Here is a 26,323-nt window from a genome sequence, read left to right as displayed (position 1 = left end):
CATTAAAAAGCAAAGGAAGCTACATTATCGTTCAATGTTTTCTGAGCGATTTTAGGCTTGAATACCTGCCTGATCTTGGTTTCATTCAACTTGCTTAACTGTTCTTCGGATAACTCGCCGTTCCCTTTTTGGACAACATATACTTCAAGGGTTTTCTTCCCCCAATTCTCATATACATCTTGTACCGTTTCATAGTATAGATCCAGGTGGTTTCCTTTGATTGCACCACCCTTGTCCGCTACAACCCCATATCCATAGCCCGGAATCCAAAGGATGGTTCCAAGAGGGAATACGGTAAGATCGGCGGCAATGGTGGAAAACAGATCCCGTTTCACCTTCACCCCTGAATAAGTGATACCATAGGATGGGCTTTCCGGGTACTTTCCGGTAGATTCATACCCTGCTGTATATCCTGTAGCCAAGACTTCATGCTTCGGATATTTCGAGAGCTCGATTGCCTCCGCTATCGACACGGGACCATCGCTTGTGGATGCGGATGCCATTAGCGTCGCCACTTGACCTCCACTATGGATGGCTTTATATTCGAGACCAAGCATTCGATGCTTTCTCATCACCTCTTCAAAAGGATGATCCACAGGCACGGCCCCAAAAACATGATTTAAGGTCGAGTCGATGGCCAAGATAAATAATATGATAATAGCAACCCTCAAAAATAACGCCTTGACAATCTTCATATGTATTAGTTCCACTCCTCTCACAAGGATATTTGTTCCCCTTCCAGAGTGAAAGTATTCATAAAGCATGAAAAGATCTAATTTTTCTTACAAAAAAAGGCCCGTCCATAAATGACGGCCCTTCTCATTATTAAAACATTTGATATCCTTTATTCCTTAGAATCCTGATGACCACACCAGCTAAAACCGCGCCAAGCAGCCCACTTGATAAAATGATGATGTCTGCCGTATGCAAGGAAGTGAGGTTCGTTCCAAGATTTGAAAAAGAAATTCCCGGATTTCTAAAATATTCTATTAGCTTTGTTTCATTGACAATGATGATGAAGACAATTGGAAATAAGATGACCATGATCCACGAAGAACGAAAGAGCATATTCAGCAAAAAGCCAATTCCGAAAAACAATATGAAAAATAAGAGTATTGAGATAATTAAAACAGGCAATGGCATGTTATTCTTGACCCTCCTTAAAAACCGACACCTTTAGTTTACTGAAAAAATAATTGCTGCGTCAACGACTTATACCAAATAATTCCGAAGAAAAGATAATTACCCAAATCACATGAATAATTTATATGATGTATACCCAAATTGATCTCCCGGGTTCAATCCGTCAAGCATCGTCTGCATTCTCTCCTTTTTAAAAGCTAAAAGCTGTTCCAATAGTAATGATTGCTTCCCTTCCTGCATGAGTAAATCAGGGTCATAAAATTTAGCTTCATATAGTTCATCCAACTGAGCGGTTACTTCAAAACTGACCGGTTTAAGTAAAAATATCAACATATTATCACTAATATTCCCTTTAATGACTCCGCTTCTCACTCCTACAATGCCTTCAATTTCTGTATGAATACCCGTCTCCTCCAACACTTCCCTTACGACAGCTTCATCGACGGTTTCATCACTTTTGACAAAACCTGCCGGAAGCGACCATTGCCCTTTCAATCCGCCATACCTTTTATTCACGACCAGCCATTCACCCTTATCAGATATCACAAGGCCGGACACTGCAAGCCAAACATTTTTGCATCGTTCCACCAAGAACCACTCCCCCCTATATTCATAGTAAACTTCAAACAGCAGAAGACCATACGATTAAGCTTCGTCATCCAAACCCCATTATATTCCACATAAGAACCGTGCATACTCCGATTGATGGCACGCTCACCCATTGTTGGGATGTCAATGAAAAAGCCATTCAGGGAAATTCCCCAAATGGCCTTTATTTATGTATAGAAAAAATTAAAGGACGTTGAATTTACCTTTTTTAGCAACAAGGGAAGCTCCGCCAATCATTAACAACGCTCTGTTATCAACCATCTTCTTCAGGAATGATGCAGTCTTACCTGTAACTTTCTTGCCGAATACAACACCAATCGCGTTGTCTTCACCAAGTGAACATACCGTTCCTTTGTTTTCGAAAGTGAACGTTTCAAGGTCACTTTCGTTACGAACCAATTTAGTCAGGTTCTTCGCAATGACCTCACCTTGTTGCATCGCGATTTGTGCGGTAGGTGGATATGGACGGTTTATTTCCTCGTTGATGATCAACGCGCAGTCCCCTACGATAAAGATATCGTCATGACCCGGTGCCCGCATGTCAAGGTTCACTTTAATACGTCCACGCATAGCTTCAAAACCGGAAGCCTCTATCACGGAGTTACCTCGTACGCCAGCTGCCCACACTACGGTTCCCGCTTTGATTTCTTCCACTTCATCTTCGCCTTTTGCCACGATGATGCCTTCAGGAGTCGCTCCCTTGATCGGTGTTCCGATTTTGAATTCGACACCTTTTTTCTCAAGGTAAGATACTGCATAATCCACCAATTCCGGATCGAAGCCAGGGAGGACGGCTGGTGCTGCCTCCACACAATACATACGAACCTTTTGGAAATCGATGTCGTATTCTTTACAAAGTTCAGGGACACGGTTAGCCAATTCGCCTAGGAATTCGATTCCCGTAAATCCTGCTCCTCCAACAACGATCGTCAAGCGGTCTTCATTCTTTTCGACCTCAGAACTGTACGTAGCAAATTGCAATTGGATATGGTCACGGATTTTACGTGCCGTGTTCACGTTAGAAATAGAGAAAGCATATTCTTTTAGCCCTTGGATTCCAAACGTTTCCGATTCAGGTCCAAGTCCAATCACTAAGTAATCATAAGAAATTTCGCCGTTTTCAAGGATGACTTTTTTGGTCTCTGTTTTCACTTCCAAAACAGAATCCTGGATGAATTTAACTTTGTTGTTAATGACACTTTTGATAGGATACCGCACACGATCATGATGAAGCGTTCCAGCCGATGCTTCATGCAGCCATGTTGTTTCATAGTGGTAATCATTTTTGTTAACTAATACGATTTCTGCTTCATTTTGACCTAATGCCTTCTGTAAGCGAGTAACAGTCATCAATCCACCATAACCTGCTCCTAAAACAACGATAGTTGGCTTTTTCAAAAGTATTCTTCCACCTTTACGATATTTTCTTGTGATGCTTTCCATAACTAAAATATATTGTCTATCTTATTAATTTCCATTATAAAAAGCACTCTTATACATTTGTGACGTATTTCACGTAACACTTCGTAATTGTCATGAAAAATTCATAAAAATTTTACCAAATGATGTCTAAGTAAATATTAGTCTTTTTCCATACCTTTTTCAAGTAACAAACCGAACTTTTTCGGGTTAAAATCACGCCGAAAAACGTTACTTTTCACCCGGCTGCTATCCATATTTTTACGATATGCTAACATTGGCAAAGGGCAATTTTCCCCACTTTTGAAAGAGGATAAAGAACATTCATCATGAAACCGCCTGTATATAGTCAAAACTTTCTCACTTTTCTAACATTCTCCGTTTTTTCAAAGACCATCTATGTTAAAATAAGAGAATAAATTTCAGCAAACCTAGTATATCGGAGGGATAACGTTGGAAGTTAATGAAAAAGTTTATGATATTACCATCATTGGCGGAGGCCCAGTTGGATTATTCACTGCATTTTATGGAGGAATGAGACAGGCATCCGTAAAAATCATCGAGAGCCTGCCACAATTAGGCGGACAATTGTCTGCCCTTTATCCTGAGAAGTACATCTACGATATCGCTGGTTTTCCCAAAGTGCGGGCTCAGGAGCTAGTGAATAACCTGAAGGAACAAATGGCAAAGTTCGAGCAGGATGTTGTCCTGGAGCAAGCCGTTCAAAAAGTGGAAAAGCAAGCTGATGGAGTTTTCAAGTTAACGACTGATAAAGAAATCCATTACTCCAAAACGATTATCATCACAGCTGGAAATGGGGCTTTCCAACCCCGCCGCATCGAAATTGATGATGCAAAAAAATACGAACGCGGCAACCTTCACTATTTCATCGACGACCTCAACCATTTTGCCGGCAAAAAAGTGGTGGTCTTCGGAGGTGGGGATTCAGCAGTGGACTGGGCCCTGATGCTGGAGCCTATCGCCGAGAAAGTGAGCATCATTCACAGAAGAGATAAGTTCCGTGCCCACGAACATAGTGTAGAAACACTTAAAAATTCAAAAGTTGAAATAAAGACTCCTTACATACCTTCAGAGTTGATTGGTACAGACGGACGCATCCATACAATTGTCATCAAGGATACGAACGGTGAAGATACAGAGACGATGGAAGTGGATGCAGTCATCGTTAACTACGGCTTCGTTTCTTCTCTTGGTCCCATCAAGGAATGGGGACTTGATATCCAGAAAAACAGTATTTTGGTGAATTCCAGAATGGAAACGAATATCCCCGGAATTTATGCAGCAGGTGACATTGCAACATATGATGGCAAAGTAAAATTAATTGCAAGCGGTTTTGGTGAGGCACCCACTGCCGTCAATCACGCCAAACAATATATTGACCCAAAAGCAAAAGTTCAGCCGATGCATAGTTCCTCCATGTTTTAAAAATTACGCAAAAACCCGACTTTCATAGCCGGGTTTTTTTATTGTCCCCAATTCGGTTATTGTGGATAACTTTTTTTCATTACTTATCCACAGCGCTTCCCCTTGTCATTCTAAGGGTAAAGAGTAGGGGAAGCCATGAAAGGAGAATGCATAAATGAATATTTTGATTGCAGGAGCCAATGGAACGACAGGAAAGCAGATCATTGGGGAATTATCAAAAAATCCGCAAATGACTGTTTACGGAATGATCCGGAAAGAGGAACAGGCCCAAACAATAAAAGCACTCGGCGGGCATCCAATCCTTGCTGATTTAGAGGGAAATGTGGATAAAGCAGTGGATAACATGGAGGCCATCATTTTTGCAGCCGGATCTGGACCAAAAACAGGGCCCGATAAAACGACAGCTGTGGATAAGAATGGAGCCATTAAACTGGTTGATGCCGCCAAGAAGAAGGGAATCGAACGTTTTGTCATGCTAAGCTCTGTCGGTTCCGATAATCCGGAACAAGCCCAAGAAGGAATGCACCATTATCTCGAAGCAAAGCATGATGCCGATGAACATTTAAAAGCAAGCGGGCTGACATACACGATTGTCCGGCCGGTTGCTTTGACAAATGAACAAGCTATCGGAAAAATATTTGCGGATGAGAAAGTGGATCATCCTGACAATTCCATTCCAAGAGCCGATGTCGCCGCCGTTCTTGCCAAATCAATCACAGAAGAAAAAACATTCAATAAAACATTCGAGATTTCCAGCGGCACCCTCCCAATCACGGAGGCCCTGCACAATATTTAAAGCAGCAAATAACCATGAAAAAGGGCACTTTTTTTAGTGCCCCCTTAGACCTTAGACTGTAGTCAAATTTGATGTTTGCCTGGTTTTTTCTTTAATAAGCGCTCCTGCTGTTTTCAGCTGGAGCGTTTATTCTTCCGTCCTGGGGATTTATTCGGCCGTCCTCGTACTTTATTCGACCGTCCTCGTACTTTATTCGACCTTCACGGCACTTTATTCGACCGTTCTCGCACTTTATTCGACCTTCACGGCACTTTATTCGACCGTCCTCGAATTTATTCGACCTTCACGGCACTTTATTCGACCGTTCTCGAATTTATTCGACCGTTCTCGCTCTTTATTCGACCTTCACGGCACTTTATTCGACCGTCCTCGAATTTATTCGACCTTCACGGCACTTTATTCGACCGTCCACGTACCTGACCCTGTTTTAAAATCATGGTTCGGGATGAGACCATTCCAAATCCCTTTTTCCAATAATAAGGGGGCACTTGTTAAAGTGCCCCCCTTTTCTCAATGATAAGATTTCTTAGCAGTTTTCCGGCGTACCGGCGTTTTTAGCCGTTTTGAAGGAAGACCCGCAACCGCATGAAGCGATAGCATTTGGGTTTTCGATCGTAAAGCCTCCACCCATCATCGTTTGTTTATAATCAATTACCGTTCCATTCAATATATCTGCATCTTGGGCATCAACAAGGATCTTAATTTCAAACTGTTCCAGCTGGCTATCTTTTTCTCCGGGCTCTTGTTCAAAACCCATTCCGTAGGATAATCCACTGCAGCCTCCGCCTTTAACGGCCACTCTTAAAAAGGAACCCTCTTCACCATTTTGTTTCATCATTTCTTTTATCTGAAAAGCGGCAGCTTCCGTTATTTGAACAACTTCACTCACAATAAATCCCTCCTTCTTCTGATATGTGAGATAGAACTATTACTCTTTATAGTATATACCAAAGAAATTCCCACGCTCAATTTTCCAGCTTGAAAAATTCATATTCCCCCACCTATTTTACCAATAAAAATTAGATCGAAGGCATACACCCTCTATAAGATAAAAAGCATGGAATGCCTTTTATGCAAGCAAAAATCAACCACCAAGAAGGTACGGTCGCGTTTTGTAAAAGTTGTTAAATATGACACGGACTTTTGCCCCGTATGTTGATTCAGCCGTTAACGCACTTTACTATAATATCTTTGTTTGCCCTCACTGGGGCTTTTCGTATTCGGAGGATTTCTCCCGGTACTTCCCCCCACTACAATGGAAATCATTATGGAAAAAGTAAACTCCCAGTGGGTTCCCCACCATTTTAGCAATGAGAGATCCATTAAAGATGCGATCAATACATACAAGCTTGCGAGTTATTGCGGAGCTTTAAAAAAGGAAAATCATATAATCCTTGCCGGAATCTGTTTACGGATAGCATGGTTATATAGGATCAACAAAAACAAGGAACAAGAAGAAAGATTTTTGAGGTTCGCCCTAAGGAATATGAAGCATCCTATTCAACAGGAGTTCAGCGGCCCCCAGGTATCCGAAGCCAGAATCCTCTATCTCGCTGGCGACATCTCAAGGAGAATAGGAAATGAAAAGGCAGCCATCAAGTATTTTTCATTAGTATTCGAAAGTCAAAACTATGCCCGGGTAGCCTCCATCATCCAGATGGCGGGACCGCTTTCAGGAACTCAAGCAGCAGCGAACACCCCACTCGTTGCTGCAGCACTTATATTAAAAAGGCTGTCCACTAAGAAACAGCCTTTTTATTCACCGTTGATGATTAAAACATTTCAAATTCATCAATGTACTTATATATTTTATCAACCAATTCATCCGTTGTATCACCAAAGACCACTTCACCGTTTACAAGCGCATATAAGTTACTGGAGCATCTGCCGCAATAACCCAGACAACCATATTCTATGATATCCAAATTTGGATCCCGCTCCAATCTTTCCAGAGCCTCCTGAGCGCCGCTGGCCAGATTGCTTACACAAAATTCAATAATCGGGTACATTGTTTCACCTCACAGTTACTAACAAACCATCTTAATACTTTTCCCTTTTACAGTCAATATTTACGCATAAAAAATCAGCCGATTTCAAGATATCGGTTGTGATTTCCTTTTATATTCGTTATACTTTTGTCGGGGTACGTAAATAAAAGAAAATTATCTAATTTTTTATTCTTGCTACTAATTGGGGTATATATATTTAATTAAACTTTAAAGGGGACCATTTGGGGGAATCCTATAGTTAAATGCTAGTCAAATTTTTCAAGAGATCAAATAAAGGGGAAAAATCATATGAAGAATCTAGTCATACTTGGTGGCGGGTATGGTGGTATGCGCATGTTGCAAAGATTGCTGCCTAATCAGCTTCCTGAAAATGTGAGCATCACGCTTATCGACCGTAATCCTTATCACTGCTTAAAAACGGAATATTATGCTTTAGCAGCAGGTACCATTCCAGATCAGCACATCCGTGTTGCATTTCCTGAACATCCTCGCTTGAAGAACGTATACGGAGAAGTACTTTCCATCGATATGGAAAATAAACAAGTCATTATAGAAAATCAAGATCCTGTCGTTTATGATGATTTAGTCATTGGCCTTGGCTGCGAAGATAAATACCACAATATTCCTGGTGCAGACACACATACCTACAGTATCCAAACAATCGATAAATCACGCCGCACATATTCAGCCCTGAATAATTTAGGTGCCGGTGCAACCGTTTCTATCGTTGGTGGCGGACTGAGTGGTGTTGAGCTTGCAAGTGAATTGATTGAAAGCCGTTCAGATTTAAACGTTAAGCTATTCGACCGTGGACCGCATATTCTATCTGCTTTCCCAGAAAGATTAAGCACCTTTGTCGAATCATGGTTCGATAAACATACAATCGAAATCGTCCATCATTCAAATATAACGAAAGTTGAGCCAAACCTTCTTTATAATGGTGACGAGGCCGTTCAAAGCGACGTCATCGTATGGACAGCTGGAATCCAGCCAAGTAAGATCATCCGCGATATGGATATAGAAAAAGACCGTCAAGGAAGAGCCGTTCTGACTCCTCAGCATTTCCTTCCTAATGATGACAGCATCTTTGTCGTTGGCGACTGCGCGAGCCTGCCTCATGCACCTAGTGCTCAATTAGCGGAGTCCCAAGCTGAGCAAATCGTACAGGTTCTTGTAAAGAAATGGGCAAATGAACCACTTCCTGAAAGCTTCCCGACAATGAAATTAAAAGGGACATTAGGTTCTCTTGGGAAGAAACAAGGTTTCGGTCTTGTTGCAAATCGCCCAATCACCGGTAGAGTGGCACGCCTGATGAAATCAGGCATCCTCTGGATGTACAAATACCATAACGGTTGATTCCAACCCATCTATGCTACATTTTATAAACTGGCCCAATGAGCTGCATGCAGCTCATTCATGGGTCAGTTTTTCTTATTTCTTCCATTATATATCACTCTTGTATTGTATACCCGTATTTTTCCATCGTTTCCACCACTTTTTTGAGACGCACATTTCCTTCTGCGATGATTTCTCCTTCGATGAGGACCAGTGGATAAAATAAATCTTCCTCGATCATCTTCGCGGCAAAGCCCTTTTGCTTTTGCGTTTCTGGAGGATTATACATATCTATATAGGATATTTTGAATTTCTGCTCAGGAAACTTCCTCGTTAAAGCGGCTTCAAGCCACTCGCAGGTATCTTTCGAAGAAGGGAGATTAACACAACTCGCGCAAATTTGCTCCGCACCATATACTTCTATCTCAATTTCTTTCATTACCTACTCTTCCTCCTTCATTTTGAATAATGTTTAAAAACTTTACCTGTTTCCATCATACCAGAATAATATAGATTATATTTCCGCAAAGTTACAGTTGGATTTTTTACTACCTTCGCTTTATAATATGATTAGGAAAGGAGTCGATTGCAATGTCTGAACAAACAATGGAAGTTCAAGTTCAAGAAGTCCTAGATAAGCTTCGTCCGTTTCTTCTTCGTGATGGCGGTGACTGTGAACTAGTTGACGTAGAAGATGGAATTGTAAAATTACGATTACTAGGAGCCTGCGGAAGCTGTCCTAGTTCGACCATTACGCTAAAAGCTGGGATTGAGCGTGCCCTTCTTGAAGAAGTTCCTGGTGTAGTGGAAGTTGAACAAGTTTTCTAATGGCCCTTTAAATAACATGCAGCGTATGGATGTAGGCTCACTTCATCTATACACGTTCAACCTTTTTATACAGGCCGGAATCTTTTCTGGACTGCAATAAAAATAAAGCTGACTCGGCTTTTGCCCTATCAAATTGATACGGCTTGACGCGAGTCAGCTTTTTTATATGGACAATGAATGAAGCATGGCTCACGATTTCAAAAATTTCAATTCCTTTTTTTCCTGTTCTGAAAGGGTTGCCGTATAACTGCCTTCATTATCGATTTCCAATTCTTTCACAAGAAATTCCGGAAATGTTTCCTTCAATACTGTGAGTAAACTTTCACTATTTTCTGCGGATGATAAGCATAAAACAGTTGGACCTGCTCCGCTTAGAGCCGCACCAAATCCGCCTTCATTGAGGACAACTTCTTCAATAAGCGCTAAATGAGGGACCAACTCTGCTCTAAATGGTTGATGGAAACGATCACTTTGCATCATTTCACCAACAAGCTTCCAATCTTTAGATAGAACTCCTGCCAGCAAAACATTTGCGGCTGCACTTCCGCTTATCGCCTCTTTATAGGAAAGCGAATTCGGAAGGACATTTCTTGAATCCTCTGTAAGCAATTCAAAATCGGGAATGACAGCAATCACCTTAACTCCCTCGATTGGAAAAGACACGACATCCGTTCTTTCCTCCGTATGCAGGCCCACAACCAATCCACCATACACTGATGCCCCCGCATTATCCGGATGCCCTTCAAAGAGGGAAGCATGCCGATTCTTTTCCTCTTCGGATAATTGAAGTTCACCAACGATGTTCGCCAATTCAATCCCCGCCACAATGGCAGAAGCACTGCTTCCAAGCCCACGCGCCAGTGGAATTTCACTAGAGACGAAAAGCCGGCATGGGGAAAGTTCCTTTCCATAGGATGCCGCCGTTTCCTTGGCAATTTGGACGATATAATTACGATCATCCGTTGGAAAAACAGACATTTCCTCTGAAAGTGGAACGACTTCCCAATGATCTGATGAAGATCCGTGTATTTCCAAGTAAAGTCCTAGCGCCAAGCCGATGGAATCGAATCCTGGTCCTAAGTTGGCCGTACTTGCTGGTACACGGATCAAGAACATCTCTGATTCCGCACTCATGCCTGTTTCACACCCTGCAGATGTTCTAAAATGACCTCTTCATCCATTGGCAGCAATGTCGGCTGAATCGTGCTTGTATTGACTGCCACATTCGGATCTTTCAATCCATTTCCAGTCAAAACGGCAACAATCTTACTTCCTTTTTTGATTTCACCGCTTTTTAATTGTTTATAGATGCCTGCAATGGAAGCACAAGATGCCGGCTCTGCAAATACCCCTTCTTTTTTAGCAAGGAAATGATAGGCTTCCAGAATTTCTTCGTCTGTCACCTCATCAATTTTGCCTTTGGATTCATTTGCTGCTTCCACAGCAAAGCTCCAACTTGCAGGATTCCCAATCCGGATGGCTGTTGCAATCGTTTCTGGATTTTCAATAATGCTATCCCGGACAATTGCAGCCGCACCTTCAGCTTCGAACCCTCTCATTTCAGGAAGACCCGTTTGTTTCGATTCGTTATATTCTTTAAACCCTTTCCAGTAAGCCGTTATATTACCTGCATTCCCGACTGGAAGCGCCAAAATATCCGGTGCGGATCCGAGGGCATCACAAATTTCGAAAGCCGCTGTTTTCTGCCCTTCAATCCGGTATGGGTTGACCGAATTCACAAGAGTTACCGGTGAATTCTCACTAAGTGAACGGACGATTTTTAGAGCCTGGTCGAAGTTCCCTTCGATCGAGATGATTTCCGCCCCGTACATGACGGCTTGGGCAAGCTTGCCCATGGCTATTTTCCCTTCCGGGATGACAACGATGCAGCGCAGGTTGGCACGGGCCGCATAAGCGGCTGCAGCTGCCGATGTATTCCCTGTGGAAGCACAGATGATCGTGTCGCTGCCCTCTTCTATCGCTTTGGCGACGGCCATGACCATTCCGCGGTCTTTAAACGACCCAGTTGGATTCGCCCCTTCATATTTTACATGTAAGTCGATTCCCCACTCTTCGGATAATCGATTCAGTTTGATTAAAGGTGTATTACCCTCCAAAAGGGTTAGTGCAGGTGTGTTATCATTAACGGGTAAAAATTCTTTATACGTGCTTATAAGTCCTTGCCAGCTCATTTGATGTCCTCTCCTTCAACTCTGTATGTACTTTTTACTTCTCTTACCATATTGTAATCATGTAATTTCTGTATTATTTGCTCAAATGCAGCCTTTGTGGCAGTGTGAGTAACCAATACAATTTCGGAAGATTCCTTTTCATCCAGAGGCAATTGAAGGATTTTATCGAATCCTACTCCATGCTCGGCAAATAAATTCGTGATTCTGGCTAAAACACCAACTTCATCTTGAACATGTAAACGAATGAAGAACTTAGCGAAAATCTCAGTGGCATCTTTTAATTGTTTCGGATACTGAGGAGAAACGGCACTGCGGCCATTTACGCCCAGCCTCATATTCTTGATGACCGTCACCATATCCGAAACGACTGCAGTCGCAGTAGGAAGACTGCCGGCCCCCGGTCCGTAAAACATCGTTTCCCCTACGGCTTCCCCATAAACGTATACAGCATTATACTCATTATTTACCGATGCTAACGGATGTGCTTCCGGAAGAAGTGCAGGCTGGACACTTACTTCGACCCTATCCCCTGCCCTGGAAGCGACGCCGATCAATTTCATTGTATAACCAAGCTTCTTACTATATCTCAAATCCTCTTCGGATATCTCGGTAATGCCCTGTACCTCAACATCATTCAAACCAATGTTCATTGAGAACCCGAGTGTTGATAGGATCGCCATTTTACGGGCCGCATCCAATCCGCCTACATCGGCTGTCGGATCGGCTTCAGCAAATCCCAGCTCCTGAGCTTCCTTCAATACGTCATCATAAGCTCTGCCTTCCTTGCTCATTTTAGTTAAAATGAAGTTTGTCGTTCCATTGACGATTCCCATCATTTTCGTGATGCGGTCAGAAGATAATCCATCTACAAGACCGCGTAAAATCGGAATTCCCCCTGCAACACTTGCTTCATAGAATAAATCACATTGATTCTCGGTGGCCAATTCCAGCAGTTCCGGTCCATATAAAGCCATTAGGTCTTTATTGGCCGTAACGATATGCTTTTTATTTTTTATAGCTTCTATCAGATAACTGCGTGTTTCTTCGATTCCACCCATCACTTCTATTACAACATCAATCTCGGGATTTGAAAGGATATCCTCAGGATTGTCAGTTAACATTCCTTTATCGACCTCGACAAGCCGCTCCTTCGTCGTGTCTTTGACTAGTATCTTCTTAACGGATATGGAACAGCCCACTTGATGCATGAGCTTGTCCTGATGACTTTCAATGATTTGTACGACTCCTGAACCGACTGTACCTAACCCCAATAAACCGATCGAGATGGCTTTCATATTTTGGTTCCCCCTTAAAAACTGTTTGCCTGAAGAAAACATTTGTATTTGTATAGTAGACATTATAAGTTTAATTCAAATAATTATCAATAGTTAGAAAAGATGGATGCACGAACTTTTTTCGCCCATCCCTTGAACGAGTAAGAACGGGTAAAGCTAATTTTTTTTATAGGAAAACCATTTTGCTGATTATTACTTAACGCTCTTCAATGAATCATTTGTACCCATTGCAATATGTGGTTTTTGCACGGGATCCATCCATTTCAGTAAACTGAGGACATTCCTTTCGGCTGTGGCTGTACATCCCGCAGTCGGCTTTGTATCCCCTCTCCATACATGAAGAAAGATTGCACTGCCTTTTCCTTTTATGATGGGATTCGTATTATAATTAATGACCGCGCCATACTTATAGAGTTCATGATTCATCCTTTCGAAAGACTTCCATTTAACTTCAGGATTTCCTTTATAGGTTTTCCACTTGTTATAATCATTGGATGTCTGATCGTCAATCCAGTAGTCATATTTGGTCGTTTTCTTATAACCCATTTTCATTCCGGTTGGCTTCGTTCCAATTCCAAAAGACGTACCGAATGAATAAATTCCAACCGGGGATTTTCCATCACCCTCTTTTTTGCTCTTCGTGAAGCCGTTCTTTCCAATGACACCCTCCATCTTCTTCAATGCCCGGCGCCATTCCCCTTGTTTCTTTTCATACGTTTGGATCGTAACCTTTGTATCACTCATCGCTTTTCCAGTCACCGATACAACTTGGTTAACGCCTTTTCTACTATCGAATTTCTTTAGAAGGGCTTTTTCACTGCTACCGAAAACCTCATTAGCATCTGCCAAATTGATATATGCTGTCTTTTTCGAGTGACAGACCTTATACCAGTTTCCAGTTCTTCCACTTGCCGATAATTCTTTGTTTTTCTTATAAGTTATTAATGTTTTGCTTGCAGCCGACGCCTTTTCCTTCACATCCGCAGCAGACTTCATGACAATCTTGAATTGATTTGCTTCGCAACTTGTTTTCGTTTCAGCCTTTGCAAGATTTGTCGTTTGGATGATTAAAAGAGCTAAAAGGGCGGCCATCATCAATCTTTTCATGGTCCCATCCTTCCGTAGTGATTAAATATCTAATTATTCTAAAAAATCTTGTTATCATCATAACATAGTAAGTAAGGATGAATCATATTTCTTTCCCGTTTTTATCTAAATCCAGTCAATTTTAGGCAAATCATATTGCTTGGCCGGGACCTCCGCCAATTCATAAAAATGTTTGAGGAAGGACTCATATTGTTGTGAGGATTTCGTGATGGAAGATATTTTATCCTCCAACTCATTCGACCTTGATTCCGTCGTTTTTGAAAAATACTCTTCCACAGTTTCAAAATAATGAATGGGAAATAGCATCCTCGAATATAACAACCGGGCTGAAAAGCTGGAGAATGGTTCTATGGATTGATATTCGTGAAAGAATTGGCCAATGCCCCGTTGATGGGTATGCACATTTTGAAAATAGTGTTCCCTCACCCATTCTGCGACATCCCTGCTTCCATGGTCGAATACCCAATCGAACGGATTTTTCATCCACTTATTGCTTTTCCACGTATCATGTAAAAAACGTTCATAACAAACCGTTCCACTATCGACAATTTGCGGGGTATCATCAATTTCCGTGTCGACTAAATATTGAATCGCATTTTCACCCAGGACCATATAATAGGGAAAGGTTTCTATAAATAATTTTTCAAACTGGTTATCAGGATGGGCGTTGAGCTTATTCCGCCAAATCTTTTCTAACTGATCGATCCTTTGTTCCCATAGTTCTTTCCATTTACCGATCCTTGAACATGTTCGAATCGTTTCATTAATATTTCTCCCACGCTGATGAAATCTTGCCAGGCGTCTTCCTGGATTGAAATTTTTCGGACCTTCCAATGCCTGATTGACAAGAAGGATGAATAATTGTTCATCCGCTTCCGAAACATAACTTCCATGATTGGCAAGGACAAAGGCGGATACGTGACGATCTCCTTGTGAAATCAGATGTTGAGACATTTTATACCGTTCCACTAATTCCTCCTGCTCCATATTTTCAATGGGAACGATGCTGTAAACCATATTTCCTGAACGGAAGCTTGGAAACCTGCTATTGGCTTCTTCAAGCTCCACCTGTATGCCATAATTATTAAAAATGATTTCTTCTATCATGGAATGGCCCCCTTCATCAAATGGATATAATAGAAATATTGGACATCATATACTTATATATATGTGGAATAACCCGTTTTCTGAATGATTATCGAAACCTTATTAGAAATTCGGATCAAAACATCCTTCATGGCTTTTCATTTTAATCAAATCAACCGACCTGCATTAGAACTATCCCTTTAAAATATAGAGAAATGGGTGATGACATGGCTAATATTGAACAATCAATGTCTGAAAAAACGGCTCGAAGATGGCTAATTGAACGAGGAGTGAAATTGGAGGATATCGCTGAGCTAGTCATGTATTTACAATCTGGCTACCATGAAAATCTCCAAATGTCCGATTGCCTTCATAATGTCGAACGGGTCCTTTCAAAACGTGAGGTCCAAAATGCCATCCTTACCGGCATTCAGTTGGATATTTTAGCTGAGAAAAAACTGCTCGAGGAGCCTCTGCTGAGTATAATTGAAATAGATGAAGGTCTATATGGGGTCGATGAAATATTGGCTTTTTCAATTGTGAATGTTTATGGATCGATCGGCTTTACCAATTATGGTTTCATCGATAAACAAAAGCCGGGGATCTTAAAATATCTAAACGATAAAAGCACAGGTAAGGTGAACACCTTTTTAGATGATATCGTTGGAGCGATTGCAGCTGCCGCTTCAAGCCGGCTTGCCCATAGAACCGAAAATGCAGAATAAAACGACATGAAAAAAACAGGACTGCAATCGCAGGCCTGTTTTTTTTCATTCCAAGCGCCATAAGTCGAGTGTGTCCACCACATGCGTAGGCTGCTCCTTATATTGCTTTAGGCGTTCTTTTGTCGTTACGCCAGTATGTACAAGCAGTGTATCGATCCCTGCGTTAATGCCGGCAAGGATATCCGTATCATAGTTATCGCCAACCATGATTGTCTCTTCTTTAGGTACCCCTAATACTCTTAGTGCTTGCTCCACTATGACGGATTCAGGTTTTCCAATGAAAATCGGCTGTACCTGAGTCGAAACGGAAACAACGGATGTCAAGGAACCATTCCCAGGCAAAAGGCCTTGCTCAGTTGGAATGGCAATATCACCATTGGTCGAAATGAAAACAGCCCCATTTCTAACAGCAAGACAGGCCTTTGACAACTTTTCATAATTGATGCCGCGGTCGATGCCCATTACCAGAAAATCTGGATGCTCTTCGACAAGTTTCATTCCTTTTTCCTTAAGAGCCTCGATGATGCCTTCTTCACCCACCACATAGACCGATGCATCCTTCTTTTGTTCGGCTATGTAATTGGCAGTGGCCATGCTTGTCGTGAAAACCTGTTCATCCTCTGTTGAGATGCCGATGCTTCTTAATTTATCCGCTACTTGTGCCGGAGTCCGGGATGAATTATTGGTGACGAATAAATAAGGGATATCCCTTTTCCTTAGGTCATTGATAAACCCTGCCGCTTCCGCAATTTGTTCAGTTCCGCGATACATGGTGCCATCTAAGTCAATTAAATATCCTTTATACGACTTCATTTGAATTCGCCTTCCTAACGCTGCTAGTTTTTAAAAGCTGATACAGGTCCCAATTCATTTGTTAAATAGTTCCTCACCAAATCAGGGAATTGCTTGAATGCCTCGATATTTTCCGAAAATACGGCATACAGTTCTTTGTGATTCACTTCAATGAAGTCTTGAACCAGCATTTTCCTTAATGGCAAAACCTTTTTGAATTGTATCGCTTTTTCTTCTGAAATCACTTTTTCATCTTGAAGGATATCGATAATATCTTCATAACTTCCTGGATCACGCATAATGAAACCATCAATTACCGCATTTCCTACATCCAACACGGAATCGATGGAAGTTTGTATGAGCCTTTCTGCGATAAGTTCCGAAAGGTCTCCATCCCAATTATCATGCCCTTCAAAAAGTCCAAGCTGCTTTTCAAGAAAACCTAATATTTGTTCAATTTTTTGGCGGTCTACAAAGTACATTATTTCCAGATCCTTTCTGATCTAAGATGATATAGGGAATCATTGGTTGAATGAGCGGCATAGTTAAGACCCTGTGCCGAACCAACCTTATTCCTTGATAATACCATAGCTTCTCCCTTACTCTCAATTTCTTCAACCCCAACCATTGTACCATCCAATTACTAACAGGTGCATTGACTTACACATTGCCTTTTCACAGGGGGGCATTTTCCGACGTCCACTCCAAGAAAACCAATTCATGATTCCATTTATATTCTTAACCACTTTCATCTAATCGATGAACGCAATGATTGCTCGAGGTTCTGAAGAATCATGGGGAGGGATTAATTTCTACAGTCGGCAGCCCAGAAAAATGTCTGTTCCCCTATTGAAGTCACTTTGTTATGATGGAAATACAAATGTGAAGATAAGAAGGGAATGAGACTATGGAAGATCGTTTTTATTTATACAATGACGTCGTTGATTCAAAAACCCGGTTCATAAGCTTCATGGGAGAGGAATCAAGATTCGATTTGGCCATTACGACTACCGATCGGTTTTATGGAAAGAAGCTTGTTTTGAATATGCAGAGTAACCGTTTCGCAATTATTGGGCCTGATGATTTAGAAGAGGAAGGCTATCTTGAGCACGCCTTTCAGTTGTCAGAAGCGGAAGCCGAGGAACTGCGTCACTTTTTAATGGAAATCGTCTGAGTGCTGAAGTTTTTTTCTTAAACGGGAAAACCTACTGAATGTAAGATCGATTACATGAGGGGGGATTATCTTGGACAAAGAAGAATACCACGATTTTTCCAATGTCGAAAAACAGAGGGATTATTTAATTCCTGAAGAATTTCCCGAAGGACCTTTTGGATCAGCCATTGCAAAAGATGCACCAGTCAAGAATAAAAACACACCGTGGCAGGAAGGGCAACGATATCAAAGTGCCTTCAATTATGAAAATAAATCGTTGCATGAAGGCTTACCTCGACAATATCCTGGTGCTCATCCGACACATGATGATCCAGAAAAAGATGAACAGCCTCCATATAAAGGATATGGTAACTCTTAACGTGGAAGGGCCAGAGTGAATTCTGGCCTTTTTATTTCTTTACTTTCTTCACGACGAAATAAGGACAGCCAAAATTGCAGTATTCATATAAATATTCACTAAGCGTGCTTATCTTTGTATCGAAGGTCGCTTTCTGATTGGAATCATCAAAAAATCCACGCAGCCTCAATTGTCCGTAACCCCAATCCCCTACTATATAATCATATTTCGTTAAAATCTCACTGTATCTGGCTTTAAACGCTTCTTCGTTATAGCCTTCCCTTTCATCCTCAATTATTTCGTAGGTCATGTTATTGATGGTAATCATTGTTTTCACCTCTCATAAATACATTTCTTCTTTAAATTATAACTGATTCCCCATCAATTACTAAGCGAAAAATAGAGAAATATGTTCATCCTAAAGTTACGGGGGTGTTATTGATGAAAAAAACGATAATAACGATAGGTTTAAGCTCGATTATTGCACTAACCGGATGTGCTGATAAAGAAAAAGACCAGGGGCTCGGTGCAAAAAACAATGCAGGCAACCCAACAAACGTAAATAATCCAACTCAATATTATGATGAGGATTATCGTAATAATGACAACAAAAGTGATGATTTTGGTTTTACTCGCACCAATAGTGCAACCATTGACGGCCGTAACATTTCCAACAAAGCTGCTTCCATTGACCGTGAACAATTGTCTGATGTCATTTCAAAACTTAGTGTTCAGATTCCAAATGTCAATGACGCCGCTACACTCGTTACTGATGAGGAAGTACTTGTCGTATATGATACCAATGACAAGGATCGGACGGAAACCGCCGACCAAGTTAAACGTACTGCCATGTCCGTCGTGCCTCGCTACTATCATGTCTACGTCAGTGATGATTATCAAAACCTTGCCCAAGATGTCGAAAATTTCGCTACAGTGAAATCCGGCAGCAAAGGGATTGACTATACGATCGAACAAACGATCAAAGAAATGCTGAAATCGCCTCAAGGATACAAAATGAGTGACACAGAAAATGAAAATGGAGAAATGGTTAACGATAAAAGAGATCATCATGATAACATCCATCAAAAAATGGATAACCGTTGAATAAAAAAGGACCGAATTTTTTTCGGTCCTTTATTTCTCTATTTCAATAATTCTTCACCTTTGTTTTGCTTATGTTTAGCCGCAGCATTAACTTGTTCATCAGCATGGTAGGATGAACGGACAAGCGGACCGGATTCACAATGGCTGAAGCCTTTTTCCAATGCACGTTCTTTCAGTTCGGCAAATTCCTCAGGCGTATAGTATTTCAGCACCTTTAAATGTTTTTTAGTCGGCTGTAAATACTGGCCGATTGTCATGATATCGACATTATTAGCCCTTAGGTCATCCATGGTCTCAAGGATTTCCTCCCGCGTTTCACCCAGACCTACCATTAAACTAGATTTTGTCGGGATTTCCGGATACAGTTCCTTGGCTCTTCTTAAAAGCTCCAAAGAACGTTCGTACTTGGCCTGAGCCCGTACACGGTCGGATAAACTTCTGACAGTCTCTATATTATGGTTAAGGATATCTGGTTTAGCATCCATCAATGTCTTGATATTTTCAAACACCCCGCCCATATCAGACGGTAATACTTCAATAGAAGTAAATGGATTTTTGCGACGGATCGCACGGACTGTTTCAGCGAAAACTTCAGCGCCTCCATCCTTTAAATCATCACGGGCAACAGCTGTAATGACGACATGCTTTAAATTCATCAAAACAACGGAATCGGCAACACGCTCAGGTTCAGCCCAGTCCAATTCATTCGGACGTCCAGTTGTAACAGCACAAAAACGGCATGCCCTTGTACAGATTTCACCTAAGATCATGAAAGTAGCCGTTCTTCTCACTGCCCAGCATTCGTGAATATTCGGACATTTTGCCTCTTCACAGACTGTATGAAGATTTTTCTCGCGCATCATATTTTTTAAACCGAGGTAATTTTCGTTAGTATTAAGCTTTATTTTCAACCAATCTGGTTTACGAAGAATTTCTTTATTTGTAGAAGACATGAAAATGCCACTCCATTCTATAGAAATTAACACACCCTACTTTAACAATAAAAAAGCATTTATACAAGTTATAGTTGGTTTCCCATTATTTATTTTTCATGTTTATAGCTAAATCAGCAAAACTATAAAAGATGGATGGACTGATGTATTTTAATTACGGAGAATGTCATGAAAGGAGCCTGCCCCGTTGAATAAATTATTCCTTCTTACCATAACTTGTTTGTTAATTTTGAATGCACCAGGCCAAGTGGCTGATGCTGCCGATACCCCAGATGCTTATCCCGGGAGAATGGAGCTATATAAAAATATGGAGGCTACTCTCCAAATCCCGTGGTATTACCTTGCTGGAGCAGATCAATATGAGCATAGCCTCAGGGCTGCACGAAGGGACTTAGAGCCGGCAAAGGGTTTAATAGGCATCCACATCGAGCCTTCAAAGTGGAGCGGGGCCCTCAATCCTGACTTAAATGACGTGAACCCGCTCACGATCACATTTTTTGACGGATTGGGCCAGGATGGAAATGGTGATGGAAAAGCAGATATCAATAATGATACCGATCGATTGTATGCTTTTTCGAAGCATCTCCAATCTTATGGTGCAGATGAAGATAATATCCGGATCGGCTTGTGGGATTATTATAAACGAGATAAAGCAGTCAGCATCATTATCGGCAATGCCGAGATTTATAAGAAATATGGCCGGTTGGATTTACATGAAAAGGCCTTCCCTGTTCCAGTACGGACTCATTATACGTACTTGAATACATGGGGAAGCGCTCGTGGATGGGGCGGAAGGAGAATCCATGAGGGCACTGATATTTTTGCCGATTATAGCCTTCCCGTTCGTTCCACCAGCTATGGAATCATCGAGATGAAAGGCTGGAATAAATTCGGCGGTTGGAGGATAGGGATACGGGATTTAAATAATACCTATCATTACTTTGCCCATTTAAGCGGCTTTGCCAAAGGGTTGAAAGTCGGACAAATCGTCGAGCCCGGACAAGTCATCGGAGGTGTCGGCAGTACAGGTTACGGTCCTCCGGGAACTTCGGGAAAATTCCCTCCGCATCTTCATTACGGGATGTACAAAGACAATGGAATCACAGAATGGAGCTTTGATCCTTACCCTTATTTAAAATTATGGGAAAGGAAAGATTTGGCTAAAAAGCGAAAGTGAGCGGCGTGAATTTTACGCTGCTTTTTTTTGATTTCAACATAAACCCCTGAACTTGATGCATAGGTATTAGTAAAGGGGGCTAAAGCGTGTTCCGAAAAAGATTTCGACCGAAGAAATTCCGAAAAAAGGGGCCTCTTCCCACACGAAAAGTATTTCTCTATTCATTCATCCTGTTTATCATATCAAGCATCATGACTCTTTGGTACGTGGACAAATCAATCGAACCCGTGATCATGAGTGTAGCCGAATATGAAATCAAACGGATTGCAACGGAAACGATTCATGAATCGGTTGATGAAAATATAGCCAAGGTCGATATGAACAAAATCATCACCAACAATAAGGGTGGTAAGGACTCCAGTTCCTCCTATAGCTTCAATCCGGTCATATACAGTGAATTGCGGGCTAACATAACGAAGGATATTCAAAAGAAACTTGGCATCAAACAGGGAAATCCTTTTAAAACAGGTTCAGCCAAAATAAACGATGAACAATATAAAAGTGTGGTCTATTATATACCATTTGGTGTTGTGACCGGGAATAACCTCCTTTCCAATTACGGACCAGAAATCCCAGTGAAAATGTCGGTCATCGGGAATGTTGAATCGGATTTGAGGACAAAACTGACAAACGCAGGCATCAATAATGTTTATTATGAATTGATTGTGGATTTTGATGTCAATATTCAAATCGTCATCCCCTCTTTCACAAAGGAGACCAAGGTGAGTCAGGAAGTGACAGTCGGAAGCCTGTTGATCGAAGGTGATGTTCCAAGTTATTTTAGTAACGGCAACGGTTCGGTGGCACCTGCGATCATGAAGGAAAACAAGGAATGACAAAACCAGCTTATCCTTGAGGTTAGGCTGGTTCTTGTATATTTAGACATTTCATGATAAGCAAATGCAGGTTTTTATTCAAGTCCACTTCATAGGGCTCTTTTATCCGCTCCCCATCTTCTTCCAGTATCCTTATCATGGGGCGGTCACCAATCCCCTCATTTTGAGCGGATACTACTCCTTTCCTTCCATCATTCAATTCTACTGATAGACCATTAGGATAAATGGCAACCGCCCTGCGGAAAGCCTCGATGATCGTATTGTCGAACTTTTTCCCGACTCCGGCATAAAGAACTTCCAAACCTTGATGCGGCAGCATGGCCTTACGGTAAACCCGATTGGAAGTAACGGCATCAAACACATCGGCAACGGCAATGATCTTGCCGAAATAATGGATTTCATCCCCCTTTATCCCACGGGGATATCCAGATCCATCTAACCTTTCATGATGCTGATAGGCACAGTTCGCAACTAAAAGTGAAACGGTATGAACATTTTTGATTAGATGAAATCCGTAATCGGCATGTTTTTGGATTTGTTCAAACTCCTTTTCCGTCAGTTTGCCGGGTTTATGGAGGATTTCCAAAGGCACGAGCATTTTGCCGACATCATGTAAAATCGCCCCCAGCCCAAGAATTTCAAGATTCTTATTATTGATATTCAATTCCATCCCGATCGCCAGGGTATATAAGGTCACATTGAAGGAATGAGTGAAGATATAGTCATCGTATGTATAAACGTCGGCCAATAAAGTCATTAACTCCTTATTCCTTTTCAGCTCGTCCATGATGTTCCGGACTATTTGAGTGAACTTGACGTTAGCCTGCTCTATCGTGAATGATCCATCAAGGTTCATTTTGTTCTTTATGTCCAGGAAAGTGGTTTCAATCGTATTAATGGCTTCTCTTCTAAGTTTCCCGGACACTGGGGGCATTGGAATGATGTCATCCGTCCTGGAATCTTGAATGTAAACAAAGGGTATATTAAGGGACACCAGTCGATTGATCATTTTCTGCGTTAATGTAAGACCCTCGCACAATAGGACATGGCCCCGCTCATTATAGATGTTTTTACCGAGCCTTGCTCCAGGGCTTAGGGACTTTGTAATAGCTAGCCTCATACTTGTACCCCATCTCCCCATTCAATATTTGTAGATCGAACCGTTTCTTTCCTTTATAAAGATTATCGGAAAATATTTTGATAAATGAATCTGTTTGAATATATTTATTGAAAAAATATCAGCATTTTAAAATAAAAAAATAAGGCCCCCTTTAAAAAAAAGAAAGCCCACCTTTTCAAATCATTTTGATTAATGCCTCTTTACCAATCATTCCCGGATGAATGCCCTTTTCCACAGCCTCCCAGGTAACCGATTCAAGCGGCGCTTCCAATAACTCTTCAATCGATTTAACTCCTGTAGCCCTCCCTGCAAGGATTTTACGATGTTTCAATTTATCATTCAGCAGTCCAACATCTAACGCACCGCACATTATATACCCTTTTTCGGACGCGACAGCAAGTAAATTCGTTTTTGGAAGTCGGACAGAAATGGCTAGGAATGTATGATTATCAAGAATTATTGGTATCATGTTAATCAATTGGTTTCGCCCCTCTCTTCCCCATACTTTATGAAAAAAAGGGCGAAACCGTGATTTAGCGTTAGGCGTTTGTGTATATTTTTTTCAGCTTCCATAAAAGGATATCCCGTAAGAATTCCGGCAGCAGGTATGTTTTGCGATTGGAGCGCTGGATACTTGGAAAGAAGTGCCCAAATGTAAACATATCAGGTATGGCCAGTTTATAGGACTTATCCGCCTGCAGTTTCTCTCCTTTTATAAGAATCCCTTTTACGATACCATTCTCCATTTCGTTAAATTCAATTTGATCATAATGCATGACTCCCATTATGTTTCCGCGGAAACCGAAACCTTTCACCTGAATATGTGGCCATTCCGCATTTCTCGATTGCATTAAGATTTCTTTTAATTCATTCCCATTAACTTCAACGACGCAAGGGTTGATGGGATGTGGACAGATTCTGTGAATATCCCCTTTTGTGACAGGACCGTCCGGCAGCCCTTCAAGCAGGAGGCCTGCATTCAAAAAGGAACAATCCGCCTGACTCCACTCCCTTAGGGCCTCCCCTAGGATTTCCGTCAAAGGACTTACTTTGAACCAATCATTATCCAGTGCTTTTGGTAAGTCCACTGCAACCTGTTTTAGCGTTTCCCCTCCGGCCTGGTATATCTCTTCAATCCATGACCGTTCATTCTCCAATTCCAAAAAGTCATTGGTATCATAAAGAATGGCACTCTTCTGGCTAATTTCCCTTTCCTGATTGACGGTCATTTCCACCTGTCCAACAAAGAAGCCATATTTCCCGGCACCACAAAGGAGTGTGTCATTGATCAATCTCCCCTGGTGGAGAATGTGGTGGGTATGCGCGCCAAGTATGATGTCAATCTCCGGAAAGTCCTCTGCCATCCTCTCATCATCATGGATGCCCAGGTGGGAAAGGATGATGATTACATCCGCCTCTGTTTTGACCCTTTCAAGCTGTGCCTTTAACTCCACGAACGGTTCTGTTATTTCCCAGCCCATCGCAGAGTAAAACTTTTGAAAAAAGGCTGTCAAACCTATCAGGGCGATCTTGGTGCCTTTTACCGTTGTATGTATCCAATATGGCAGCGCCCATTCCGGCCTTTCATTATCACTGTAATAAATATTGGCTGCCAAGACCTTGAACCTTGCATGATCATATAAGGAGTCTAACGCATCATGAGGTAAAGTGATCCCTTCATTATTGCCGATGGTCACATATTGGTAGCCCGCTTCATTCAGCAGCTCAATATTGCCTTTACCTAACGTACCTTCTGTATATGGATGCCAGCGGTCCACATGATCGCCTATATCCAGTATGATCGCTTCTTCTCCCGTTTCTTGATGAAGTTTTCTTCTTTCTTTAAGAAACTTATCAATACGAGGCCAATTCTCAAAATGACTATGGAGATCATTGGTGTGATATAAATGAATGATTTCTGACATCATTTCTCCTCCTCGTTTATCCTGTAATACCTTGGTATATAAGACGTAAACCAATGATTATCAGCACTATTTTCAACATATTTTCCAGCGACGCACTCTTTAGGCGCGTATTGATGAATGCGCCCAATTTAGCACCGAACCATGCACCCGGAATCAGGGCAAAAGCATATGGCCAATTAACATTTCCAAGGGAAATATGGGTAATCGAATTAGTGATGGATGATAAAAATACCATGAACATCGAAGTCGCTACAGCCATATGCGGAGGGAAGAAGAAAAGTAGCATCATGACGGGAACCATTAAGGCCCCACCGCCAATTCCAAATAATCCGGAGCTGAATCCCACGACAAAGGAAATCAATACAGCTAACACGGGGTGATAACCATAAGAAAATGAATGTCCATTTTCAGTTTCATACGTTTTCACTATTTTCCCTTTTCCAGGCTTGAAAAGCATTGGCTTCAAACGATTTTTCACTAATAACACAATGGCCATGAAAACCATGAAAATACCAAAGTACAATGAAAAAGCTTCGGCGTTAAGATTTTTATTCACATATGCACCTATTATTCCACCAGGCGCACTGCCAATAAAAAAGATTAAGCCGGCCTTATAATCCACCACTTTATGTTTTAAATAAGATAAAGTAGAAGATAAGCCGGTAAAAATCATGATTACGGTTGAAACACCTACAGCGACCTGAGGAGTCAGCTCATCGATAATATTTGTAGATGTACCTAAATATAAAAGAGAAGGCACAATGATGATGCCGCCTCCAAGACCGACAAGAGCTCCGATCGCTCCCGCAAATAATCCAATACCCACTAATACTAACCATACCATGTAGAAATCCGCCTTTACCTGTTTGTGAGGATATAACCTCTACTAGTTGTCACAATATCTCTTTATTTAAT

At 41.5% G+C, this 26,323-nt stretch carries 30 protein-coding genes and 1 pseudogene; 11 read left to right on the top strand and 20 right to left on the bottom strand.

Annotation, left to right across the window (positions count from 1 at the left end):
• Window positions 1–2: 2 nt before the first annotated feature.
• The 4 genes from spsC to ACSR9O_RS13010 form a co-directional block, all read right to left on the bottom strand.
• The gene (gene spsC / locus ACSR9O_RS13025; protein WP_491724484.1) at window positions 3–764 is read right to left on the bottom strand and encodes a stationary phase survival protein SpsC; all 762 of its coding nucleotides are present in this window, start codon (window positions 762–764) and stop codon (window positions 3–5) included.
• Between the two features lie 61 nt (window positions 765–825).
• Window positions 826–1,143: a YuiB family protein gene (locus tag ACSR9O_RS13020; RefSeq protein ID WP_063234052.1), complete on the bottom strand. Its 318-nt coding sequence runs from the start codon at window positions 1,141–1,143 to the stop codon at window positions 826–828.
• 108 nt (window positions 1,144–1,251) lie between these two features.
• Entirely contained in the window at window positions 1,252–1,731 is a 480-nt protein-coding gene (locus ACSR9O_RS13015) for an NUDIX domain-containing protein (RefSeq protein ID WP_241592845.1), read from the bottom strand.
• Window positions 1,732–1,935: 204 nt separating this feature from the next.
• Window positions 1,936–3,150, bottom strand: coding sequence for an NAD(P)/FAD-dependent oxidoreductase (locus tag ACSR9O_RS13010; RefSeq protein ID WP_101223631.1), 1,215 nt, complete (start codon window positions 3,148–3,150; stop codon window positions 1,936–1,938).
• 474 nt (window positions 3,151–3,624) lie between these two features.
• On the opposite strand from ACSR9O_RS13010, the gene ACSR9O_RS13005 reads away from it, so the two are divergent.
• Window positions 3,625–4,617: an NAD(P)/FAD-dependent oxidoreductase gene (locus tag ACSR9O_RS13005; RefSeq protein ID WP_101223632.1), complete on the top strand. Its 993-nt coding sequence runs from the start codon at window positions 3,625–3,627 to the stop codon at window positions 4,615–4,617.
• A 154-nt stretch (window positions 4,618–4,771) separates the two neighbouring features.
• Window positions 4,772–5,413, top strand: coding sequence for an SDR family oxidoreductase (locus ACSR9O_RS13000; protein ID WP_427573648.1), 642 nt, complete (start codon window positions 4,772–4,774; stop codon window positions 5,411–5,413).
• A gap of 526 nt (window positions 5,414–5,939) precedes the next feature.
• Here the strand turns inward: ACSR9O_RS13000 and ACSR9O_RS12995 are convergent.
• Window positions 5,940–6,302 carry a HesB/IscA family protein gene (locus ACSR9O_RS12995; RefSeq protein WP_101223634.1) on the bottom strand — a complete coding sequence of 121 codons (363 nt, stop codon included), beginning with the start codon at window positions 6,300–6,302 and terminating at the stop codon, window positions 5,940–5,942.
• Window positions 6,303–6,668: 366 nt separating this feature from the next.
• Between ACSR9O_RS12995 and ACSR9O_RS12990 the strand changes: the two are divergent.
• A pseudogene (locus tag ACSR9O_RS12990) lies at window positions 6,669–7,016 on the top strand (DUF2225 domain-containing protein); the annotation flags it as partial.
• 169 nt (window positions 7,017–7,185) lie between these two features.
• Here the strand turns inward: ACSR9O_RS12990 and ACSR9O_RS12985 are convergent.
• Window positions 7,186–7,422, bottom strand: coding sequence for a YuzB family protein (locus tag ACSR9O_RS12985; protein ID WP_063234046.1), 237 nt, complete (start codon window positions 7,420–7,422; stop codon window positions 7,186–7,188).
• A 288-nt stretch (window positions 7,423–7,710) separates the two neighbouring features.
• On the opposite strand from ACSR9O_RS12985, the gene ACSR9O_RS12980 reads away from it, so the two are divergent.
• Window positions 7,711–8,778: an NAD(P)/FAD-dependent oxidoreductase gene (locus ACSR9O_RS12980; protein ID WP_101223635.1), complete on the top strand. Its 1,068-nt coding sequence runs from the start codon at window positions 7,711–7,713 to the stop codon at window positions 8,776–8,778.
• A 94-nt stretch (window positions 8,779–8,872) separates the two neighbouring features.
• Here the strand turns inward: ACSR9O_RS12980 and ACSR9O_RS12975 are convergent, their stop codons facing one another.
• Window positions 8,873–9,196, bottom strand: a complete 324-nt coding sequence (locus ACSR9O_RS12975; RefSeq protein WP_101223636.1) for a YuzD family protein — start codon at window positions 9,194–9,196, stop codon at window positions 8,873–8,875.
• Window positions 9,197–9,348: 152 nt separating this feature from the next.
• Between ACSR9O_RS12975 and ACSR9O_RS12970 the strand changes: the two genes are divergently transcribed.
• A complete protein-coding gene (locus ACSR9O_RS12970) occupies window positions 9,349–9,585 on the top strand; it encodes a NifU family protein (RefSeq protein WP_034310199.1) in 237 nt (78 codons plus the stop codon).
• 189 nt (window positions 9,586–9,774) lie between these two features.
• On the opposite strand, the gene thrB is transcribed toward ACSR9O_RS12970, so the two are convergent.
• The 5 genes from thrB to yutH all read right to left on the bottom strand — a co-directional run bounded on the left by thrB (window position 9,775) and on the right by yutH (window position 15,286).
• A complete protein-coding gene (gene thrB / locus ACSR9O_RS12965) occupies window positions 9,775–10,719 on the bottom strand; it encodes a homoserine kinase (protein WP_101223637.1) in 945 nt (314 codons plus the stop codon).
• Entirely contained in the window at window positions 10,716–11,777 is a 1,062-nt protein-coding gene (gene thrC, locus ACSR9O_RS12960; protein ID WP_491724483.1) for a threonine synthase, read from the bottom strand. The genes thrB and thrC overlap by 4 nt, the downstream gene beginning before the upstream one ends.
• Window positions 11,774–13,072 (bottom strand): homoserine dehydrogenase, encoded by a 1,299-nt coding sequence (locus ACSR9O_RS12955; RefSeq protein WP_230176201.1) that lies wholly within the window; start codon window positions 13,070–13,072, stop codon window positions 11,774–11,776. The genes thrC and ACSR9O_RS12955 overlap by 4 nt, the downstream gene beginning before the upstream one ends.
• Window positions 13,073–13,264: 192 nt before the next feature.
• The gene (locus ACSR9O_RS12950; RefSeq protein WP_491724482.1) at window positions 13,265–14,179 is read right to left on the bottom strand and encodes a L,D-transpeptidase family protein; all 915 of its coding nucleotides are present in this window, start codon (window positions 14,177–14,179) and stop codon (window positions 13,265–13,267) included.
• A 105-nt stretch (window positions 14,180–14,284) separates the two neighbouring features.
• On the bottom strand, window positions 14,285–15,286 hold the full coding sequence (yutH, locus tag ACSR9O_RS12945) for a spore coat putative kinase YutH (protein ID WP_491724481.1): 1,002 nt from the start codon (window positions 15,284–15,286) through the stop codon (window positions 14,285–14,287).
• Between the two features lie 206 nt (window positions 15,287–15,492).
• Between yutH and ACSR9O_RS12940 the strand changes: the two genes are divergently transcribed.
• Window positions 15,493–15,990: a phosphatidylglycerophosphatase A family protein gene (locus ACSR9O_RS12940; protein ID WP_063234039.1), complete on the top strand. Its 498-nt coding sequence runs from the start codon at window positions 15,493–15,495 to the stop codon at window positions 15,988–15,990.
• A gap of 45 nt (window positions 15,991–16,035) precedes the next feature.
• On the opposite strand, the gene ACSR9O_RS12935 is transcribed toward ACSR9O_RS12940, so the two are convergent.
• Both ACSR9O_RS12935 and ACSR9O_RS12930 read right to left on the bottom strand, forming a co-directional pair.
• On the bottom strand, window positions 16,036–16,803 hold the full coding sequence (locus ACSR9O_RS12935) for a TIGR01457 family HAD-type hydrolase (RefSeq protein WP_491724480.1): 768 nt from the start codon (window positions 16,801–16,803) through the stop codon (window positions 16,036–16,038).
• A 23-nt stretch (window positions 16,804–16,826) separates the two neighbouring features.
• Complete coding sequence (locus tag ACSR9O_RS12930; protein WP_491724479.1) at window positions 16,827–17,264, bottom strand: DUF86 domain-containing protein; 438 nt, start codon at window positions 17,262–17,264, stop codon at window positions 16,827–16,829.
• Between the two features lie 425 nt (window positions 17,265–17,689).
• On the opposite strand from ACSR9O_RS12930, the gene ACSR9O_RS12925 reads away from it, so the two are divergent.
• Together ACSR9O_RS12925 and ACSR9O_RS12920 are read left to right on the top strand one after the other, a co-directional pair.
• Window positions 17,690–17,956: a DUF3055 domain-containing protein gene (locus ACSR9O_RS12925; protein ID WP_098371475.1), complete on the top strand. Its 267-nt coding sequence runs from the start codon at window positions 17,690–17,692 to the stop codon at window positions 17,954–17,956.
• Window positions 17,957–18,026: 70 nt separating this feature from the next.
• On the top strand, window positions 18,027–18,314 hold the full coding sequence (locus ACSR9O_RS12920) for a cytosolic protein (protein ID WP_491724478.1): 288 nt from the start codon (window positions 18,027–18,029) through the stop codon (window positions 18,312–18,314).
• A gap of 31 nt (window positions 18,315–18,345) precedes the next feature.
• Here ACSR9O_RS12920 and ACSR9O_RS12915 read toward each other — a convergent pair whose 3' ends face one another.
• Window positions 18,346–18,621, bottom strand: a complete 276-nt coding sequence (locus ACSR9O_RS12915; protein ID WP_101223644.1) for a YutD family protein — start codon at window positions 18,619–18,621, stop codon at window positions 18,346–18,348.
• Window positions 18,622–18,734: 113 nt separating this feature from the next.
• Here ACSR9O_RS12915 and ACSR9O_RS12910 point away from each other — a divergent pair, with 113 nt between their 5' ends.
• Window positions 18,735–19,397 (top strand): YhcN/YlaJ family sporulation lipoprotein, encoded by a 663-nt coding sequence (locus ACSR9O_RS12910; protein WP_101223645.1) that lies wholly within the window; start codon window positions 18,735–18,737, stop codon window positions 19,395–19,397.
• Between the two features lie 38 nt (window positions 19,398–19,435).
• On the opposite strand, the gene lipA is transcribed toward ACSR9O_RS12910, so the two are convergent.
• On the bottom strand, window positions 19,436–20,350 hold the full coding sequence (gene lipA / locus ACSR9O_RS12905) for a lipoyl synthase (RefSeq protein ID WP_063234033.1): 915 nt from the start codon (window positions 20,348–20,350) through the stop codon (window positions 19,436–19,438).
• Between the two features lie 187 nt (window positions 20,351–20,537).
• Between lipA and ACSR9O_RS12900 the strand changes: the two genes are divergently transcribed.
• Both ACSR9O_RS12900 and yunB read left to right on the top strand, forming a co-directional pair.
• On the top strand, window positions 20,538–21,527 hold the full coding sequence (locus ACSR9O_RS12900) for a M23 family metallopeptidase (RefSeq protein ID WP_397315513.1): 990 nt from the start codon (window positions 20,538–20,540) through the stop codon (window positions 21,525–21,527).
• Between the two features lie 86 nt (window positions 21,528–21,613).
• Window positions 21,614–22,363 (top strand): sporulation protein YunB, encoded by a 750-nt coding sequence (gene yunB / locus ACSR9O_RS12895; protein ID WP_101223646.1) that lies wholly within the window; start codon window positions 21,614–21,616, stop codon window positions 22,361–22,363.
• Between the two features lie 22 nt (window positions 22,364–22,385).
• On the opposite strand, the gene ACSR9O_RS12890 is transcribed toward yunB, so the two are convergent.
• The 4 genes from ACSR9O_RS12890 to ACSR9O_RS12875 all read right to left on the bottom strand — a co-directional run bounded on the left by ACSR9O_RS12890 (window position 22,386) and on the right by ACSR9O_RS12875 (window position 26,252).
• Window positions 22,386–23,483 carry an HD-GYP domain-containing protein gene (locus ACSR9O_RS12890; protein ID WP_260358712.1) on the bottom strand — a complete coding sequence of 366 codons (1,098 nt, stop codon included), beginning with the start codon at window positions 23,481–23,483 and terminating at the stop codon, window positions 22,386–22,388.
• 175 nt (window positions 23,484–23,658) lie between these two features.
• Complete coding sequence (locus ACSR9O_RS12885; protein WP_101223648.1) at window positions 23,659–23,961, bottom strand: YunC family protein; 303 nt, start codon at window positions 23,959–23,961, stop codon at window positions 23,659–23,661.
• Window positions 23,962–24,022: 61 nt separating this feature from the next.
• Complete coding sequence (locus ACSR9O_RS12880; protein WP_260358713.1) at window positions 24,023–25,408, bottom strand: bifunctional metallophosphatase/5'-nucleotidase; 1,386 nt, start codon at window positions 25,406–25,408, stop codon at window positions 24,023–24,025.
• A 16-nt stretch (window positions 25,409–25,424) separates the two neighbouring features.
• The gene (locus ACSR9O_RS12875; RefSeq protein WP_101223650.1) at window positions 25,425–26,252 is read right to left on the bottom strand and encodes a sulfite exporter TauE/SafE family protein; all 828 of its coding nucleotides are present in this window, start codon (window positions 26,250–26,252) and stop codon (window positions 25,425–25,427) included.
• Window positions 26,253–26,323: the final 71 nt, after the last annotated feature.

It is taken from the genome of Peribacillus sp. B65, from assembly GCF_058513295.1.
This window is presented reverse-complemented; position numbering and strand designations above follow the sequence as displayed.